Source organism: Alsobacter sp. P4_H11 (assembly GCF_056400925.1).
Genome location: NZ_JBFUKI010000002.1, coordinates 422,149 through 439,143, shown reverse-complemented (window position 1 = coordinate 439,143; position 16,995 = coordinate 422,149). Strand labels below are relative to the sequence as shown.

Annotated in this window: 15 protein-coding genes and 1 pseudogene; 9 read left to right on the top strand and 7 right to left on the bottom strand. The window is 69.9% G+C overall.

The genetic code is table 11. From position 1 onward, the window contains the following. Window positions 1–21: 21 nt before the first annotated feature. Genes thiM through AC1DSZ_RS05390 form a run of 3 tightly spaced genes read left to right on the top strand, consistent with a single transcriptional unit; the run spans window position 22 to window position 2,530 of the window. Window positions 22–822, top strand: coding sequence for a hydroxyethylthiazole kinase (gene thiM / locus AC1DSZ_RS05400; RefSeq protein WP_476837423.1), 801 nt, complete (start codon window positions 22–24; stop codon window positions 820–822). Then, complete coding sequence (thiE, locus tag AC1DSZ_RS05395; protein WP_476837348.1) at window positions 822–1,469, top strand: thiamine phosphate synthase; 648 nt, start codon at window positions 822–824, stop codon at window positions 1,467–1,469. The genes thiM and thiE overlap by 1 nt, the downstream gene beginning before the upstream one ends. Then, a complete protein-coding gene (locus AC1DSZ_RS05390) occupies window positions 1,469–2,530 on the top strand; it encodes a TRAP transporter substrate-binding protein (RefSeq protein ID WP_476837347.1) in 1,062 nt (353 codons plus the stop codon). The genes thiE and AC1DSZ_RS05390 overlap by 1 nt, the downstream gene beginning before the upstream one ends. Window positions 2,531–2,624: 94 nt before the next feature. Here AC1DSZ_RS05390 and wrbA read toward each other — a convergent pair whose 3' ends face one another. Beyond that, window positions 2,625–3,224, bottom strand: coding sequence for an NAD(P)H:quinone oxidoreductase (gene wrbA / locus AC1DSZ_RS05385; protein ID WP_476837346.1), 600 nt, complete (start codon window positions 3,222–3,224; stop codon window positions 2,625–2,627). A gap of 194 nt (window positions 3,225–3,418) precedes the next feature. Here wrbA and betC point away from each other — a divergent pair, with 194 nt between their 5' ends. After that, window positions 3,419–4,969 (top strand): choline-sulfatase, encoded by a 1,551-nt coding sequence (betC, locus tag AC1DSZ_RS05380; protein ID WP_476837345.1) that lies wholly within the window; start codon window positions 3,419–3,421, stop codon window positions 4,967–4,969. Here betC and AC1DSZ_RS05375 read toward each other — a convergent pair. From AC1DSZ_RS05375 to AC1DSZ_RS05355, 5 genes and pseudogenes are all read right to left on the bottom strand, one after another. Next, window positions 4,966–5,514, bottom strand: a pseudogene (locus AC1DSZ_RS05375) (UdgX family uracil-DNA binding protein). The gene betC and the pseudogene AC1DSZ_RS05375 sit on opposite strands and share 4 nt — an antisense overlap. Window positions 5,515–5,591: 77 nt before the next feature. Beyond that, window positions 5,592–6,128 (bottom strand): cupin domain-containing protein, encoded by a 537-nt coding sequence (locus AC1DSZ_RS05370; RefSeq protein WP_476837344.1) that lies wholly within the window; start codon window positions 6,126–6,128, stop codon window positions 5,592–5,594. 61 nt (window positions 6,129–6,189) lie between these two features. Further along, window positions 6,190–7,608 (bottom strand): protein kinase domain-containing protein, encoded by a 1,419-nt coding sequence (locus AC1DSZ_RS05365; RefSeq protein WP_476837343.1) that lies wholly within the window; start codon window positions 7,606–7,608, stop codon window positions 6,190–6,192. Further along, window positions 7,609–8,349 (bottom strand): metallophosphoesterase family protein, encoded by a 741-nt coding sequence (locus tag AC1DSZ_RS05360; RefSeq protein ID WP_476837342.1) that lies wholly within the window; start codon window positions 8,347–8,349, stop codon window positions 7,609–7,611. It lies immediately after the preceding gene. Between the two features lie 129 nt (window positions 8,350–8,478). Beyond that, window positions 8,479–8,721 (bottom strand): hypothetical protein, encoded by a 243-nt coding sequence (locus AC1DSZ_RS05355; RefSeq protein ID WP_476837341.1) that lies wholly within the window; start codon window positions 8,719–8,721, stop codon window positions 8,479–8,481. A gap of 181 nt (window positions 8,722–8,902) precedes the next feature. On the opposite strand from AC1DSZ_RS05355, the gene AC1DSZ_RS05350 reads away from it, so the two are divergent. Then, window positions 8,903–10,768 carry an AI-2E family transporter gene (locus AC1DSZ_RS05350; RefSeq protein WP_476837340.1) on the top strand — a complete coding sequence of 622 codons (1,866 nt, stop codon included), beginning with the start codon at window positions 8,903–8,905 and terminating at the stop codon, window positions 10,766–10,768. A gap of 51 nt (window positions 10,769–10,819) precedes the next feature. Here AC1DSZ_RS05350 and AC1DSZ_RS05345 read toward each other — a convergent pair whose 3' ends face one another. After that, on the bottom strand, window positions 10,820–11,059 hold the full coding sequence (locus AC1DSZ_RS05345) for a hypothetical protein (RefSeq protein WP_476837339.1): 240 nt from the start codon (window positions 11,057–11,059) through the stop codon (window positions 10,820–10,822). Window positions 11,060–11,207: 148 nt separating this feature from the next. On the opposite strand from AC1DSZ_RS05345, the gene AC1DSZ_RS05340 reads away from it, so the two are divergent. Genes AC1DSZ_RS05340 through AC1DSZ_RS05325 form a run of 4 tightly spaced genes read left to right on the top strand, consistent with a single transcriptional unit; the run spans window position 11,208 to window position 16,963 of the window. Continuing rightward, entirely contained in the window at window positions 11,208–12,197 is a 990-nt protein-coding gene (locus AC1DSZ_RS05340) for a TRAP transporter substrate-binding protein (RefSeq protein ID WP_476837338.1), read from the top strand. Next, window positions 12,194–14,305 (top strand): sensor histidine kinase, encoded by a 2,112-nt coding sequence (locus AC1DSZ_RS05335; RefSeq protein ID WP_476837337.1) that lies wholly within the window; start codon window positions 12,194–12,196, stop codon window positions 14,303–14,305. The genes AC1DSZ_RS05340 and AC1DSZ_RS05335 overlap by 4 nt, the downstream gene beginning before the upstream one ends. Further along, window positions 14,298–16,055 carry an ATP-binding response regulator gene (locus AC1DSZ_RS05330; RefSeq protein ID WP_476837336.1) on the top strand — a complete coding sequence of 586 codons (1,758 nt, stop codon included), beginning with the start codon at window positions 14,298–14,300 and terminating at the stop codon, window positions 16,053–16,055. Before AC1DSZ_RS05335 ends, AC1DSZ_RS05330 begins: the two co-directional genes overlap by 8 nt. Further along, window positions 16,052–16,963, top strand: a complete 912-nt coding sequence (locus tag AC1DSZ_RS05325; protein WP_476837335.1) for a response regulator — start codon at window positions 16,052–16,054, stop codon at window positions 16,961–16,963. The genes AC1DSZ_RS05330 and AC1DSZ_RS05325 overlap by 4 nt, the downstream gene beginning before the upstream one ends. The last annotated feature ends 32 nt before the right edge of the window (window positions 16,964–16,995 follow it).

Sequence of the window (16,995 nt, the reverse complement as noted above, 5' to 3'; positions counted from 1 at the left end):
AGGAAGGACGCCGTGACCACAATGAATGTGACCCCGCACCACCTCGCCGACGCACTGACAGCCCTGCGCTGGAAGCGCCCGCTCGTGCATTGCCTCACCAACGACGTGGTTTCGTCGGTCACCGCCAATGCCCTGTTGGCCGCCGGCGCCGCGCCCGTGATGGCGCACGCGCCCGAGGAAGCGGCCGTGATCGCGGCGCGTGCCGGAGCGCTTCTGGTGAATATAGGCACGCTGACGCGTGAGCGGGTCGACGTCATGGCGGCCGCCGCGAAGGCCGCCACGGGCGCGGGCGTGCCGTGGGTGCTGGATCCCGTGGGGGTTGGAGCGTCGCCGTTCAGGCAGGGCGCCGCCGGCTGGCTGTCGACCCTCAATCCGACCATCCTCAAAGGGAATGCCGCCGAGATCCTCACCATGGCGACGGGCGAACCCGCCGGCCGCGGCGTCGACGCCGAGGAGCAGAACCCCCGCGCCGTGCAGGACGCCGCGACCGCTCTGGCCCGCAGGCTCGGCTGCGTGGTGGCGGTGACCGGCGAGACGGATTTCGTCACGGACGGCGCCGCGTCGATTTCGATCCACAATGGCGATCCGCTGATGGGTCGCATCACCGGCTCCGGCTGCGTGGCCGGCGCGCTCATGGCCGCCATGCTGGGCGCCGGGGTCGCCCCCCTGGCGGCGGCGGCTGCGGCTCTCGTGGCCTTCGGCCTGGCGGGCGAGCGGGCCGCCAAGGGCGCTGGGGGCCCCGGGACGTTTCAGCCGATGCTGCTGGACGAACTCGCGTCGCTGAGCGCCGAGGATCTTGCCGCCGGCGCGAGGATCGCCTGATGGGCAAGGCTCCCTTCGACCTCTCGCTCTATCTCGTCACCGACCCCGTCCTGGTGCAGCCGCGCGGGCTGCTCGCCACCGTGGCGGCGGCCGTGCGTGGCGGGGCCACGCTGGTGCAGTTCCGGGACAAGACCTCCGACGACCGGCAATTCGCCGCGGACGCCGACGCGCTGCTCGGCCTGCTGCGGCCGCTGCGCGTGCCGCTGATCGTGAACGACCGCGTCGCCATCGCGAAGGCGGTCGGCGCAGACGGAGTCCATATCGGCCAGGACGACGGCGATCCGCGCCGGGTCCGCGACCTCATCGGCCCGGGGATGATCCTCGGCCTTTCGGCCGGGATGGAGGCCGAATTCGCGGCCGTGCCGGAGGGCGTCGTGGACTATCTCGGCGTCGGCCCCATCCGGGCGACCGGCACCAAGCCGGACCATGACCCGCCCATCGGCGTCGACGGATTGGCGCGGCTGCTGCCGCTGCATCCGCTTCCCAAGGTCGCGATCGGGGGCGTCGGGCCCGCCAACGCCCGAGCGCTGGCCGCAACTGGCGTGGACGGCCTCGCGGTGGTGTCCGCCATCTGCTCCGCCTCGGATCCGGAGGCGGCCGCCCGCGAACTCGTCCAGATCATCCGGCAAACGCGCGGGGACGCGTGATGCGCCCGACCCGCCGCTCCCTTGCGATGGGCGCCGCGGCGCTGGTCGCCGCGCCGGCCGTCGCACGCGCGGAGGAGCCGCTGCGCCTGCGCATGGCGACGTCCTGGCCGCGAAACCTGCCGGGGCCCGGCGTCAGCGCGGCCAGGCTGGCGCAGCGCATCGGGCTCCTGTCGGGCGGACGCCTGCAGGTCGACGTCTTCGCCGCGGGCGAGATCGTGCCCGCCTTCGCGGTGCTGGACGCGGTCTCCAACGGTACGGTCGAGATGGGCCACACGGCCTCGTTCTTCTGGGAGGGCAAGGCGCCGGGCGCCTCGCTGTTCACCACCGCGCCGTTCGGGCTCTCGGCCGTGGAGCACCAGGCCTGGTTGTCGGAACGCGGCGGGCAGGCGCTGTGGGACAAGCTCTACGAGCCCTTCGGCGTGCGCGGCATGCTGGCCGGCAACACCGGCCCCTCGATGGGCGGGTGGTTTCGCAAGGAACTCGCCTCGGCGGCCGACCTGAAAGGGCTGCGCATCCGCGTCTCGGGGCTGGGCGGGGAGGTCTACGCCGAACTCGGCGCCGTCCCGCAGGCGATCCCGCCCGGCGACGTCTACCCGGCGCTGGAGCGTGGCGTGATCGACGCCGTGGAGCTCCTGTCCCCGGCCAACGACCTGCCGCTCGGCTTCCACCGTGTCGCGCCGGTCTACTACATGCCGGGCTTCAACAAACCGAACGGAGCCGCCGAGGCGCTGGTGGCGCGCCCCGTCTGGGACCGGCTGTCGCCCGAGCTGCGCGCCGCAGTGGAGACCGCCTGCCTGGCTGAGCATGCGGCCGGACTGGCGGACGCCGAGCGCACCAATGCGGAGGCCATCGTCAAGCTGGTGTCGCTCGGCGCCAGGCCGACGCCGTTCCCGGCCGACGTGATGGCGGCGGCGCGCCGGGCCGCCGACGCCGTGCTGGACCGCGTCGCCGCCAAGACGACGGTCGCGGGCGAGATCGTGACCTCTTACCGCACGGCCGCCTCCGAAGGCCGCCCCTGGGCGCGCATCCAGGGCTACATGGCGCAAGCGCTCCGCGGCTGACCGAAACGGAAAACGGCCTCCGAGAGGGGCGCTCGGAGGCCGTCTGGAGCCGAAGCGGCCGGGGGGCAAGCCGCTTCGGGAAAATCTGGCGACCTTAGCTGGCCAGCTTGCCGGCGATCTGGGCGACGTGCTTGCCCTGGAACCGCGCGCCGTCGAGATCGGCCGCCGAAGGCTGGCGCGAGCCGTCACCGCCCGCGATCGTGGAGGCGCCATAGGGCGAGCCGCCCTTGATCTCCTCGAGACCCATCTGGCCCGCGAACGAGTAGGGCAGGCCCACCACCACCATGCCGTGATGCATCAGCGTGGGGATGAAGCTCAGGATGGTCGACTCCTGGCCGCCATGCTGGGTCGCCGAGGACGTGAACACCGAGCCCACCTTGCCGACCAGCTTGCCCTGCGCCCAGAGGCCGCCGGTCTGGTCGATGAAGCTGCGCATCTGGCTGGCCACGTTGCCGAACCGGGTCGGCGCGCCGAAGATGATGGCGTCGTACTCGGGCAGTTCGGCGACGGTCGCTTCCGGGAACTCATGTTCGGTCTTGAAGCCGTAGGACTTTGCGGCCTCGGCCGGCACGGTCTCGGGAACGCGCTTGATCACCACTTCGGCGCCGCCCTCGCGCGCGCCTTCGGCGACGGCCTTGGCCATGGTCTCGATATGGCCGTAGGACGAGTAGTAGAGAACCAGAACCTTGGTCATCGGAAGCTCCGCTGTCGGGGGATGTTGTGAACCTTGGAGGCTGAGGCAGCCTTGCGTTTGAGCAAATTGGCCCTGCGCGGCCAAACCGCAACCGCGCCCGTGCAAGCGCCCGCTTGCAGAACCGAAGGTCGGCAGGAGAAAAGCGCGGGCGCGGTTGCGCGATACGGTGCATGCAAACCGAACGGGAGCCCGGAATGGCCGAGAAGAAGCCCAACATCCTGCTGATCGTCGCCGACCAGCTCTCGGCCCCGTTCCTGCCCGCCTATGGCCACCCGGTGGTGAAGACGCCGACGCTGGACCGGCTTGCCCACGAGGGCGTCGTTTTCGAGAGCGCTTACACCAATAGCCCGCTCTGCGCCCCGGCCCGCGCCGCCATGATGTCGGGCCTGCTGCCCTCGCGCACGGGCGCGTTCGACAATGCGGCGGAGTTTCGCTCCTCCATCCCGACCTTCGCGCACTACCTGCGGCTGGAGGGCTACCGCACCTGCTTGTCCGGCAAGATGCATTTCGTCGGCCCGGACCAGCTCCACGGCTTCGAGGAGAGGCTGACCACCGACATCTACCCGGCCGATTTCGGCTGGACGCCCGACTGGTCGAAGCCGCAGGAGCGGATCGACTGGTGGTACCACAACATGACCTCGGTGAAGCAGGCCGGGATCGCCGAGATCACCAACCAGCTCGAATATGACGACGAGGTCGCGTTCCTGGCCCGTCGCCGCCTGTTCGACTTCGCCCGCTACAAGGACACGCTGCCATTCTGCCTCATGGTGTCCTTCACGCACCCGCACGACCCCTACGCGGCGCGGGCGAAATACTGGAACCAGTACCGGGACGCCGACATCGACATGCCGGCCACGCCCGCCATCCCGTATGCGCAGATGGACCCGCACAGCCGCCGCCTGCACGACATGTCGGCCATGGACGACTACGACGTGACCGAGGCCGACATCCGCTCCTCGCGCCACGGCTACTACGCCAACATCACTTATGTGGACGACCTGATCGGCGGCCTCATGGAGACGCTCGAGACCTGCGGGATGGCGGACGACACGGTCACGCTGGTGACGTCCGACCACGGCGACTTCCTCGGCGAGCGCGGCCTCTGGTACAAGATGAGCTACCGCGAGCACTCCGCCCGCGTGCCCCTGCTGGTGCATGCGCCCAGGCGCTTTGCGCCTCGCCGGGTCGCCGCGCCGGCCTCCATCGCGGACCTGCTGCCGACGCTGGTGGACATCGCCAGGCCGGGCGGATCGGCCGCGCTGGCCCGCCCGGTGGACGGCGCCAGCCTCGTGCCGGCGCTGGAAGGCCGCGACGAGCCGGACCGGATCGTGGTGGGCGAATACCTCGCCGAGGGCGTCCACGCGCCGATGTACATGGTGCGCCAGGGCGACTGGAAGCTGATCAGCTGCGAAACCGATCCGGACCAGCTCTTCGACCTCGCCACGGACCCGCACGAGAACCACGATCTCGCCGCCGACCCCGCCCAGGCGTCCCGCCTCGCCACGCTGAAGCAGGCGCTGGCCGGCTTTGACGCCAAGGCGATCCGCCAGGAGGTCATCTCCAGCCAGCAGCAACGCCTGCTGGTGTTCAAGGCGCTCACCAAGGGGAACGTCTACCCGTGGGACTTCCAGCCCCTGCGTGACGCCTCCGAGCAGTACACCCGCAACCACCGCGACGTGACCGAGACCGACATCCTGTCGCGCTTTCCGCCCGCCCCCGAGGCCGTGAAGAAGCCGGGGCGCTAGCGCGACATGTCGCCGATGCGCCGCAGGTCGCCCACGAAAGCCTCGTAGGCGACGCGGCGCTCGCCGGGATCCTGCAGGCGCAGCAGGTAGGAGGGGTGCACGGTGACGTAGCCGTCGCGCTCGTCCGGCCAGCGGATCGGGCCGCGCGCTTTGGTGACGGGCAGCGGCTTGCCGGCGAGCGCCAGCACGGCCGTCGCGCCCAGCGCCACCACGACCCGCGGGCCGACCAGCCGGATTTCCTTCTCGAGCCACCAGCGCTCCTTGCGGATCTCGCCCGTGGACGGCTTCTAGTGGATGCGGCGCTTGCCGCGCTGCGTGAAGTGAAACCGCTTCACCGCGTTGGTCACATAGGCTTCGCCGCGCGGCACGCCCGCGTCCGCCAGCGCCCGGTCGAGCAACTGACCGGCCGGACCGACGAAGGGCCTGCCCTGAACGTCCTCCTGGTCGCCCGGCTGCTCGCCTACGAACAGGAGCGGCGCGCCCGCGGGGCCTTCGCCGGGGACGAAGCGGCCGACGCCCGGTCCGGGCGGCTCCCCTTCGGCCATAAGCGCGTAGAGCTCCTGCAAGCTGGTGGGCTCGACGCCTGTGGGATTATCCGGCTGCGAGCGCGAGAACAGGTCGTTCATGCGACACCCGGCGGCGCTTCGGGCACCGCCGCCCACAGGCTTGGCAACGCGCCCGTTTCGCCATGCAGCGGATCCCGCGTCGGCGCAGGCACGGCCACGATCGCCGCCACGGCGGCGTCGAGTTCGCCCGGATCGCCGCGCCGGACGTCCCAGTCGCGGCCGCCGTCATAGGCGCCCACGATTTCGAAGTCGTCCGATTGACCGCGATTGCAATGCGCCACGCCGGCCGGGATCGCGACGGCGTCGCCGGCTTCCAGGGCGATCACGGGCCCGCCCTCGCCGCCGAACTGCACCTTCACGTCGCCCCTGGACACGCCCAGCACTTCATGCGCGGTGGAATGGAAGTGGTGATAGTCGAAGACGCCGTTGCGCCAGCTCCGCGTCCAGCCATTCGCCGCGAAGATGCGCTCGAACGCCCGGGCCACGTCGCCGGACGGCGGAAACGCCTCGCGGTACACCAGCAGCGGAACCTGCGAATTCGGGATGCCGCCATTCGGCTGCAACCGATAGGCTTCGGGCGATCCGGCGCTCATGCGGGTCTCCTCGGGGTGCGTCCACGCGAAAACCCCCGGCCGGCGCCTGCGGTTCCGGGTGTCAGCCTTCCGTGTCCGGGGCCGGCAGGCGCACCACCGTCACCGTGCAGGGCGCCTTGGCGATCACCTCGGACGATACGCTGCCCAGATAACGCCGCAGCGCCGAGGCGCCGCGCGCGCCCAGCACGAGATGATCCACCTGGTTCTTGCTCACATAGTCGATCAGCGCTGCGGCCGGGTCGACCGCTTCGAGCACGTGGTAGCTCACCTTTTCGGCCGGCAAGGCGAGCTCCCGGGCCCAGTCCTTCAGCTCCACGAGGCGCTGCACATAGGCGCTGCGCCCCTGCTCGCCGGCGGTTTCGTCCAGCGACAGAAGCGCCGTCTTGAGCACCGTCACGCAGGCGAGGCGCGCGCCGGGCTCCCCCTCCACGGCCCGCCCGGCCTGGACGCGCACGCGCGCCGCAAGCTCGTCGACGCCGCCCGCGAGATCGACGGCCGCCACCACGATGGCGGCCGCATCGAGATCTGCCGAGACCCGCCGCGTCTGGAAGTCGGACCGCTTCGGCGCCCGCAGCCGCCGGCGCAGCACCGTCCAGAACCCGTCCTGCCGCAGCTTGGCGGCATTGGGGCCGAGCGGAGCCTGCTCGGGATTGGAGAGCGCGAAAGCGAGCTGCGCCGCGCTGCCGAAGCGGCGGCCCGGCTCCACCGCGAGGCAGCGCAGGATGGCCTCCTGCAGCCACGGCGGGCAGGCCGGCTCGAGGGCGCGCGGCGGAACGGGATCGCGCCAGAGCCGGCGCATCATGCCGGCCTTGCGTTGCGGGTCGCCGAAGGGCTGGCTCCCCGTCGTCAGCTCGTACAGCACGGCGCCAAGCGCGAAATGGTCGCTCTTGGGCTCCGTGCGCACGCCAAGCACCTGCTCGGGCGAGATATACGGGCTGGTGCCCATCGGAGCGTCGGATTCCTCGGCCAGCAGGTCCGGCAACTCGTCGTGCCGGGACAGGCCGAAATCGATGAACGTCACGTCGCCGTTCGGCCGCAGCAGGATGTTGGCGGGCTTCAGGTCGAGGTGGATCACGTGCTGGCGGTGGAGGTCCTGCAGCGCCCGCGCGGCCGCGACCCCGATGGCGGAGACGCGCTCCGGCGCGAGCTTGCCCTCGCGAGCCAGAATGGCCTGCAGGCTCTCGCCTTCGATCCACTCCATCACGAGATGCGGCGTCTCGTCGAAGTCCCCGGCCGCTACGAAGCGGGGCACGTGCGGGCCCGACAGGCGCGGCAGGATCATCTGCTCCAGCTCGAAGCCCACGATGGCGGACACATCCTCGCCCTCGGCGAGCGACGGGATCTTCATCACGAGCGGAGCGCCGCCCTCCCGCCCGGGCCGCGACACGCGCCAGAGCGTGCTCATCGGCCCGCGATGCACGAGCGTGTCCAGCCGAAAGCCGTCGATCACGTCGCCGGGCTGTGGTCGGGCCTGCCCCATTCAGCGCCCCGTCTTGAGCCGGCGGGCGAGGCTCTCGGGCAGGCCGGCCGCCAGGATCTTCCGGGCGGCCTCCTCCGCGTCATAGGGCACGCGCACCATGGTGAGCTCCAATGGATCGCGCCGCAGCAGGCCGTAGCAGGCGGCCGGATTGCCATCGCGCGGTTGGCCCACAGAGCCCATCACGGCCAGCCACCGCCGCGAGGCGGCCAGCGGCACCGGCTTGTTCGGCAGGGGCTCGAACTCGCCCGGCGGCCGGTGCGGGGCCATGTGGTAGAGCATCGGCACATGCGTGTGCCCGCAAAAGGTCCAGCGCTGCTGCACGGAGCGGATGCTGCGCTCGGCCTCCACGGACGAGGTCACATAGCCCCAGTCTCCCGGCGCCCACCCATTGGCGTGAACATAGAGCCGGCCTTCGTCCAATGCGGACAGCGGCAGCGACCGCAGGAAACCGAGATGCGTCGGGGACAGCTGCTCGCGCGTCCACGCCAGCGCGGCCGTCGCGACCGGGTTCATGCCGGGGTCAGGCGTCTCGACACCGGCGTCGTGATTGCCCATAACCGCGAACGCCCCCCGGCCGACCAGCTCCGCCACGGTCTCGACCACCCAGGCCGGGTCGGCGCCATAGCCTACATAATCGCCCAGCAGCACGAAGCGGGCGACGCCGCGACGCCGCGCATCCGCCAGGCAGGCCGTGAAAGCCTCCCGATTGCCGTGAACGTCCGAGAAAAACGCGATCGACACGGTTCCGTCCCATCGGCCTGCGGCTCCCCGGCCGCATGGCGCACAGGATGGGACCGCAAAAAGGGCCTGCTGCCTAGCGCTTCATCCTGCCCGACGGCTTGGCTAATGGTCTAGGTCGCGCCTCGAGCTCTACATCGTATGGAGGCGAACCTCGTCGCCGGCCGCGTCCGGGCGGGGCGCGTCCCCGGAACCGGCGTCGCCCCGATCGGCTTCGCGCAGGTCCGGGGCGGGCGCGATCCCGAGCTGGAGAAGCTTGGCCCGCACGGCGTTCAGGTCCATGCCGAGCCGCATCGCGATGGCGGAGGCCGGCTCGCGGTTCTGAGCCATGGTCTTCAGCGCCTGCACGGCTTCCAGCGTCCACTCGGCTGCCATCGTGTGATCTCCAGCGATGCGCGCCCCCGCGGGAGCGTCGTCCCGCAATGCGGCGATCCTGCGTCGGCGGGAACCTTGGGCTGGGCATCGCTGTTCGGGAGGGCGCGACTTCCGCGCCACGAGACAATGAACCATGGCGCCTGCGACACCTCCCAACGCCGCGCTCGAGCTGCAGCGATCCATGTCCATCATGGTTGGCGTCATCGTCGCCGTGGTGGTGACGTGCGCGCTGTATTTCGGCCGCGAGATCCTGATCCCGCTCGCCCTCGCGGTGCTGCTGAGCTTCGTGCTCGCGCCGCTCGTGCGCATGCTTCAACGGGTGAAAGTCCCCAAGGCGGTCGCGGTGATCGGCGTCGTGCTGTCCGCGTTCCTGATCATCGCGGGCCTCGGCACCGTGATCGCCGGGCAGGTCACCGGCCTGGCGAGCGAGCTGCCGAGCTACGAGCGGACGATCCGGGACAAGATCAAGAGCGTGCGCGGCATGGCGGCCGGAAACGGCGCCCTGGAGCGCGCCGCCGACGTGCTGCAGGACCTCGGCAAAGAATTGCAGAAGCCCGAGCAGAACGGAACGCCGGCGCTTTCGCGCAACCCGACCGAGAATTCAGCCCCGATACCGGTCGAGGTGCGCGCGCCCGAGTCCGGCGCCTTCCGGACGCTCGCCAACGTGGTCGGCCCGCTGCTGCACCCGCTGGCCACCACCGGCATCATCATCATCTTCGTGATCTTCATCCTGATGAGGCGCGAGGACCTTCGTAATCGCATGATCCGCCTCGCGGGCGCACAGGACCTGCATCGCACCACGGCCGCGATGGACGACGCCGCCAACCGGCTCAGCAAATTCTTCCTGGTCCAGGTCGCCCTGAATGCGTCGTTTGGCGTGGTGGTCGGAACCGGGCTGTTCTTCATCGGCGTGCCCACGCCGGTGCTGTGGGGCGTGTTAGCGGCCGTGATGCGCTTCATCCCCTATGTGGGCGCGGCGATCTCGGCGCTGTTTCCGCTCGCGCTGGCTGCGGCCGTCGATCCCGGCTGGACCATGCTGGTGTGGACCGCGGCCTTGTTCCTGATCGTAGAGCCGATCGTCGGCCACGTCATCGAGCCGCTGGTCTATGGCCAGAGCACGGGCCTCTCACCGGTGGCGGTCGTCACTGCGGCGACGTTCTGGACCTGGCTCTGGGGCCCGATCGGCCTCGTGCTCGCGACGCCGCTCACCGTGTGCCTTGTCGTGCTCGGCCGCCATGTGGAGCAGCTGTCCGTGTTCGACGTGCTGTTCGGCGACCAGCCCGTGCTCTCCGCGCCCGAGATGTTCTATCAGCGCATGCTGGCCGCCGACCCCACCGAGGCGGTGGAGCAGGCCGAGACTTTCCTCGAAGACGCCAGCATGGCCGAGTATCTCGACACCGTGGCGCTGCCCGGCATCAGGCTCGGCGCGCAGGACGCCACCCGCGGCGCGCTGGAGCCGGAACGCATGACCACCGTTCGGGACTCGGTCGGCGAACTCGTCGACGACCTCGAGGATCTCGTCTCGACGGACGATACCGCGCTTCCGGACGCCTGGGGCGAGGACGGGGATGTCGACGACGGCACGCCGCGGCCCGTCGTCAGCGTCGGCCTGCGCAACGCCTTGGACGATGCAGCCGCGATGCTGTTCGCGCTGCTGTCGCGCCGGCGGGGCCTGCGCACGCGCGTGCTCGCCCCCGAGGTCCTTACGCTCTCCAACCTGTTCCGGCTCGATTTGCGCGGCGTGGAGGTGATCTGCCTGTCGGTGTTCGAGACCTCGAGCCCGGTCCACATCCGCTATGCGCTGCGTCGCCTGAAGCGCAAGGCGCCGGACGCCACGATCGTGGTCGGCTACTGGAAGCAGGACGATCCGGAAGCGATCGAGGGCCTGCGCGAGGTGATCGCTCCGGCGCAGCTGGTGACGACGCTGGCCGAGGCCGTCGTGGCGGCCCAGACCGCGATGGCTGACGTGGAGCCCGCCGAAGTCGCAGCCGAGCGGCCTCCTGCCGAGCCGCATCTCGGCGTGGTCGCGCAGGCCGCGGGGGCCTGATGCAAAAAACCCCGGAGCGAGGCTCCGGGGTTTCGATGTCGACCTGGCTGCTCAGCGCCAATGATGGCGCGGACCGCCGTGGTGACGCCAGCCATAGTGGTGGCCGCGACGCCAGCCATAGTGCGGCCCGCGTCCGTAGTGGCGGACCACGACGGTGCGATGATGGCCGCCCCAGCCATGATGCCGGCCGTAGTGACGGGCTTCAGCCGCGCCGGTCGTCGCCAGAATGGCGATGAAGCTGCCGACGGCGAGCGCCGCCGCCGCGACGGTCTTCATGAAGGGTGCTCTCATTGTGCTTTCTCCGAGGGGTTAAGCGCCCAACAACGTCACAAAAGCCATAGCGTTGCGCCTTGGTGACCTTCGGCTTGGCGTTCTCCCCGCCGGTGCGTATTCTTGGTTGAAACTACGTTAGTAGCTCAACCAGCGGGAGGTTCGGGGAATGGCGATGCGAGGCGGCTTCCGGCTTGCCTGCGCGATGTTCGCCGCGCTCGGCCTCGAGGCGGGATCGCCGGCCGCGCAGGCGCGCGACTTCCGGGCCGCCGACAACCAGGTCGAGGGCTACCCCACCGTCCAGGCGCTCCACCACCTCAGCCGGCTTCTGGCGGAGCGGACGGGGGACCGCCTCACCGTCAAGGTGTTCTCGGCCAGCCAGCTTGGCGAGGAAAAGGACACCATCGAGCAGACGATGGCGGGCGCCATCGACATCAACCGCACCAACGTGGCGCCGCTGACCGCGCTTGCGCCCAAGCTGTCCGTTCTGGTGCTGCCGTTTCTGTTTCGCTCGGGCGAGCACCTGCGCAAGGTGCTGGACGGGCCGATCGGCGACGAGCTTCTCCGGTCGCTGGAGCCCAAGGGGCTCGTCGGGCTCGCCTTCTACGACTCGGGCGCGCGCTCGATCTACAACAGCGTCCGCCCGGTGCGGACCGTCGCGGACCTGAAGGGCCTGCGCATCCGCGTCCAGCAATCCGAAACCGCGATCGCGATGGTCAGGGCGCTCGGCGCGGAACCGGTGCCGCTCTCCTACGGGCAGGTCATGCCGGCGTTGACGTCCGGCCTCATCGACGGCGCCGAAAACAACTGGCCGTCCTATGTGTCCACCAACCATTTCACGGCCGCCCGCTACTACACGCTCACCGAGCACACGATCGGGCCCGAGATCCTCACCATGTCGAAGAAGGCCTGGGATGGGCTTTCGGCGAAGGACCAGGCGCTGTTCCGGGAGGCCGCCGCCGAGTCCAGCGCCTTCATGCATGAGGTCTGGACCACCTGGGAAAACCGCGCCCGTCGCCAGGCCGAGGACGCCGGCAACACCATCACGACCCTGACGGACAGGGCTGGCTTCGAGGACGCCACGCGCGAGCTGCGCGACAAGGCGCTCGACGACCCGGTTCTGCGCGACCTCGTCGAACGCATCCGGCAGGTGCAATGACCGCGCCCGACCAGGCCGCCACGGAGCCGGGCGGGCTGATCGGCGCCGCGCCCTTCGGGACGTTCAGGCAGGCTGTCGAGCGGGTGATCCGCCGCTTTCCGATCCGCTGGCGCATCATGTCGATCGCCGGGATCAACTCCGCCATCGTGGTGGTGCTCGCCATTGTGATCTGGGACGGCGCCAAGGTTCTGAACGCCACCTGGGCGCAACTCCTCCAGGTGCGCCAGTCGGACCGCTTGCTCCTGTCGGTCGAGGGCGAGGCCGGGCGGCTGCAGAGCCTGATCCACCGTTACTTCACGCAGCCCAACCCGGATGTGCTGGCCGAGATCGAACGGCGCCGGGCCGCCCTGATGGGCTCCCTCAAGGGCGCGGACTCGCGCGACGCCACCATCGCGCAGGAGGCCAGCGCGCTGACGCGCATCACCGAGCGGCTGCTGGCCGGCTTCGACGCGCTGCGGGACGTCCGGGGCCAGATCTCGCGGATCTACGACGACGAGGTGCTGAAATCCGCCCGCGAGATGTCGGGCCTCTACGCCATCCTGCAGGGCGCCTCCGAGGGGCGCGGCTCGCTGGTGCTGCCGGCGCTCGGCAAATCGCGCGAGGCCTTCTCGGCCACGCTGGTGGCCGCCAACGCCTATTATTTCTCGCTCTCCTACGATTCCGCCGAGGAAGCCTTCCGCAACATCGCCACCATCGAGAAAACCGTCCCGGTGATGCTCGACCTCGCCGAGACCGACCTCCAGAAGCAGGCGCTGCGCAAGCTCGGCGAACGCGCCGAGACGCTGGCGGCGGGCCTCGACAGGCTGTCAGCGAGCCTCAACCTGCAGGCCCGGCTACTGCGCGACACCATCGACCGCAGCGGCGCCGAGATGGCGCAGGCCGCCGGCGCGATCGCGCGGCGCACCGCCGAGCGCGAGATGCAGGTGCAGAACCGCCTCGACCGCGTGCTGCGCGGCGTGTTCGTGTGGGTCGGCGTGCTCACGCTCGCGCTCGTGGTCATCATCGTGGTGCTGGGCGCCGTGATCGCCCGCAGCGTCAGCGGTCCGCTGGAGGAGATCGGCGTCGCCATGGGCGCCATCGTGGCGGGCCGCTTCGACCACCATGTCGAGGGCGCGGACGCCCGCGACGAGATCGGCCACATGGCCCGCGCCGTGGAGGTGTTCCAGAACAACGCCATCGCCAAGCAGCAGGCCGAGGCGGACCTGCGCGCCTCCAAGGAGGAAGCCGAGCGCGCTCTCGCGGACCTGCGCGACACGCAGCAGAGCCTGATCGAGGCGGAGAAGCTCGCAGCCCTCGGCGGCCTGGTCGCCGGCGTCGCGCACGAGGTCAACAACCCGGTCGGCATCAGCCTCACGGTGGCGTCCGCGCTGGCAGAGCGCTGCAAGACCTTCGCGGGCGAGCTCGAGGCCGGGCAGCTGCGCCGCTCGCAGCTCGCCGCCTTCGTCGACCAGAACCGCGACGCCGCCCGCCAGCTCGTCGCCAACCTGCAGCGCGCCGGCGATCTCATCCAGTCCTTCAAGCAGGTCGCGGTGGACCGGAGCCACGCCGATCGGCGCGTGTTCGATCTTCGCGCCGCCACCGAGGACATCCTCGCCAGCCTGCGGCCGGGGCTGAAGCTCCGCCGGCTCAACCTGGTGGTCGACATCCCGGACGGCATCCAGATGGACGGCGACGCCGGCGCCTACGGGCAGGTGCTCACCAATCTGTTCCTGAACACCGTCACGCACGCGTTTCCCGACCAGACGGGTGGCCACATCAGCATCATTGGCCGGCCGCGCGGGTCCGAATACGTCGAGATCCATTTCTCGGACGATGGCCGCGGCATGCCGGGCGAGGTGATGCGCCAGGCCTTCGATCCCTTCTTCACCACCCGGCGCGGCCAGGGCGGCACCGGGCTTGGCCTGCACATCGTCTACAACGTGGTCACGCAGCGCCTCGGCGGCCGCATCACGCTGTCCTCCGTGGAGGGCCACGGAACCACCTTCGTGCTCGTGCTGCCCCGCGTTGCGCCCGGCGATACGCAGGCCAGGACCCAAGCGACTCCGCCAGTTGCCGGAAATTCCAGAGCGGCCGGCGCCGACACGCCCCAGGACATCCTCCATGGCTGAATCCGAAGACCTGCTCACCTTCATCGACGAGCCAGAAGTGCCCGCGCCGGCGCGGGACAGGCGCGCCCGCAGCTGGAAAATCGCGGTGATCGACGATGACGACGCCGTGCACGAGGGCACCCGCTTTGCGCTCGCCGACTACGAGCTCGCCGGCATGGGGCTGGAGATCCTCTCGGCCCATTCGGCCGCCGAGGGCCGCGAACTCATGCGCCAGCACCCGGACATCGCGGCCGTGCTGCTCGACGTCGTGATGGAAAGCGAAACGGCCGGCCTCGAACTGGTGGATTTCATCCGGCGCGACCTCGGCAACGAGATGATCCGCATCATCCTGCGCACCGGACAGCCCGGACAGGCGCCCGAAAAGCGCGTCATCCTCGACTACGACATCAACGACTACAAGGCCAAGACCGAGCTAACGGCCGACAAGCTTTTTACCTCTTTGACGGCCGCGCTGCGCAGCTACCAGCAGATCCAGCGCATGGAGGAAACGCGCCGCGGCCTGGAGATCATCGTCGACGCGGCCTCGACGCTGTTCGACTTCAAGTCCATGCAACGCCTCGCCGAGGGCGTGCTCACGCAGATCGGCTCGCTGCTCAACGTCGACTGTGCGGGCATCCTCGTGCTGCGGGATTCGGGCGCCACGGAGGGCGGCGTCTCGGTGCTGGCCGGGTCGGGCTGCTACGAGCAATATGTCCGCCAGGGCGTGACCTCGCTCGATCCCGAGGTCCGCGGCCTGGTGGAGCACGCCTTCACGTGCGGGCGCACCGAATATCTGCCGCGGCACTTCCTGATCTATATCCGCACCGCGAGCGGCCGCGAGGTCGTGGTGCTGCTGGACACCAGCCAGGAGCTTTCGGCGACGAACCGGGCGCTCGTGGAGGTGTTCTGCAGCCGCCTTAGCATCGCGTTCGACAACGTGCTGCTCTACCAGCAACTGCAGGACGCCAACGCGCTGCTGGATGATCGCGTCAAGCAGCGCACGCGCGAGCTCACCTCAGCCAACCAGCGCCTCGAAGCCCAGTGGGCGCGCCTGCGCCGCGCCAACGCGTTCCAGAGCGAGTTGCTCGGCACCGTCGCGCACGACCTGAAAAACCCGCTCAGCGTCATCCTGGGCCGCACCGAGATCCTGTCCGACCTTGCCGGGCGCGAACCTCTGCAGAAGGCTGCGGTCGAGACCCAGGTGGAGCACATCCGCAAGTCGGCGCGTTACCTCACCACCCTGGTCGACCGCCTCATCACGGACGCGATGACGGACGCTCTGGACATCAGCATCCGGCTGGAAACCCACGACCTGGCCGACATCATCCGGCGCGTCGCCGAGGCCAACCGGCCCTTGGCTGAGCGCAAGGGCCAGATCATCGACATCGACGTGGAAGCCGCGCTGCCGGCCCGCATCGATCCCGACCGGCTCGAGGAAGCAGTCGACAACCTCGTCAGCAACGCGGTGAAATACTCCCCCATGGGCGAGCGCATCCTGGTCTCGGCGCATCTGGAGGGCGACGAGGCGGTGATCCGCGTCCGCGACAACGGTCCTGGTCTCTCCAGCGAGGACGTCGGCCGCCTGTTCGGCCGCTTCCAGAGGCTGTCCGCCAAGCCCACCGCGGGCGAGGGCTCCACGGGGCTCGGCCTCTGGATCGCCAAGCGCATCGTCGATCTTCATGACGGGCGCATCGAGGCGCTCAGCGATGGGCCCGCGACCGGCAGCACCTTCCAGTTGAGCCTGCCCATCCGCCAGGGCGACGCCGCATGAGCCAGGCGCAACACATCGTCGTGGTCGACGACGAGGCTCCGGCCCGCGAGATGGTGGGCGACTACCTGCGCATGCAGGGCTTCGAGGTGACGCTGTGCGACGGCGGCGGCTCGCTGCGCTCCGTCCTCGTCAGCCGGCCGGCCGATCTCGTGGTGCTGGACCTCAACATGCCGACCGAGGACGGGCTCTCGATCCTGCGCTGGGTCAAGCAGACCTTCCCGACGCCCGTGATCATGCTCACCGCCACGGCCAGCTCCATCGATCGCGTGATCGGCCTCGAGATGGGGGCGGACGACTACGTGTCGAAGCCCTGCGAGCTGCGCGAGCTGCTCGCCCGCATCCGTTCCGTTCTGCGCCGGCAGAAATGGGCCCGCAACGCCCAGTCCGGGCGGCGGCTCGCCGCGATCGTGTCGCTGGATTTCGTCAGCTATGGCCGGTTCATCCACGAGGACGAGCACGCCACGCTGGCCGCCATCGACCGCATCTTCGGGCAGGTGATGACGCCCACCATCGCGCAGCGGCGCGGCACGCTGTTCAAGGTGCTGGGCGATGGCGCGCTGGTCGAGTTCCAGAGCGCCGTCGACGCGGTGGAATGGTCGGTCGCCTTTCAGGAATCCGTGCTGGCGGACCCAGCCTCGCGGCTCGCGGGCGGCGACATCCGGTTTCGCATCGGCATCGCGGCCGGCGAGGTGGTGTTCAAGCACGCCGACCGCTTCGGCGAGACGGTCACGATTGCGGTCCGGATCCAGGAGATCGCCGAGCCCGGAGCCATCGCGCTGACCGACATCGTCCGGCAATTCGTGCGCGGCAGGGTGGACGCGCCGCTCCAGGACGCGGGCTCCCGCGTGCTCAAGAATGTCGACGAGCCCATGCGCATCTGGCTTTGGTCGCCCGGCGCCGCATCATGAGGACAGCGACCCGCGATTGAGGGTACAACTAG

Coding starts and splice junctions, on each gene's coding strand:
- AC1DSZ_RS05330 (WP_476837336.1), top strand. CDS start 14,298: ATGGCTGAATCCGAAGACCTGCTCACCTTCATCGACGAGCCAGAAGTG.
- wrbA (WP_476837346.1), bottom strand. CDS start 3,224: ATGACCAAGGTTCTGGTTCTCTACTACTCGTCCTACGGCCATATCGAG.
- AC1DSZ_RS05345 (WP_476837339.1), bottom strand. CDS start 11,059: ATGAGAGCACCCTTCATGAAGACCGTCGCGGCGGCGGCGCTCGCCGTC.
- thiM (WP_476837423.1), top strand. CDS start 22: ATGAATGTGACCCCGCACCACCTCGCCGACGCACTGACAGCCCTGCGC.
- AC1DSZ_RS05350 (WP_476837340.1), top strand. CDS start 8,903: ATGTCCATCATGGTTGGCGTCATCGTCGCCGTGGTGGTGACGTGCGCG.
- AC1DSZ_RS05340 (WP_476837338.1), top strand. CDS start 11,208: ATGGCGATGCGAGGCGGCTTCCGGCTTGCCTGCGCGATGTTCGCCGCG.
- thiE (WP_476837348.1), top strand. CDS start 822: ATGGGCAAGGCTCCCTTCGACCTCTCGCTCTATCTCGTCACCGACCCC.
- AC1DSZ_RS05335 (WP_476837337.1), top strand. CDS start 12,194: ATGACCGCGCCCGACCAGGCCGCCACGGAGCCGGGCGGGCTGATCGGC.
- AC1DSZ_RS05325 (WP_476837335.1), top strand. CDS start 16,052: ATGAGCCAGGCGCAACACATCGTCGTGGTCGACGACGAGGCTCCGGCC.
- AC1DSZ_RS05370 (WP_476837344.1), bottom strand. CDS start 6,128: ATGAGCGCCGGATCGCCCGAAGCCTATCGGTTGCAGCCGAATGGCGGC.
- betC (WP_476837345.1), top strand. CDS start 3,419: ATGGCCGAGAAGAAGCCCAACATCCTGCTGATCGTCGCCGACCAGCTC.
- AC1DSZ_RS05365 (WP_476837343.1), bottom strand. CDS start 7,608: ATGGGGCAGGCCCGACCACAGCCCGGCGACGTGATCGACGGCTTTCGG.
- AC1DSZ_RS05390 (WP_476837347.1), top strand. CDS start 1,469: ATGCGCCCGACCCGCCGCTCCCTTGCGATGGGCGCCGCGGCGCTGGTC.
- AC1DSZ_RS05355 (WP_476837341.1), bottom strand. CDS start 8,721: ATGGCAGCCGAGTGGACGCTGGAAGCCGTGCAGGCGCTGAAGACCATG.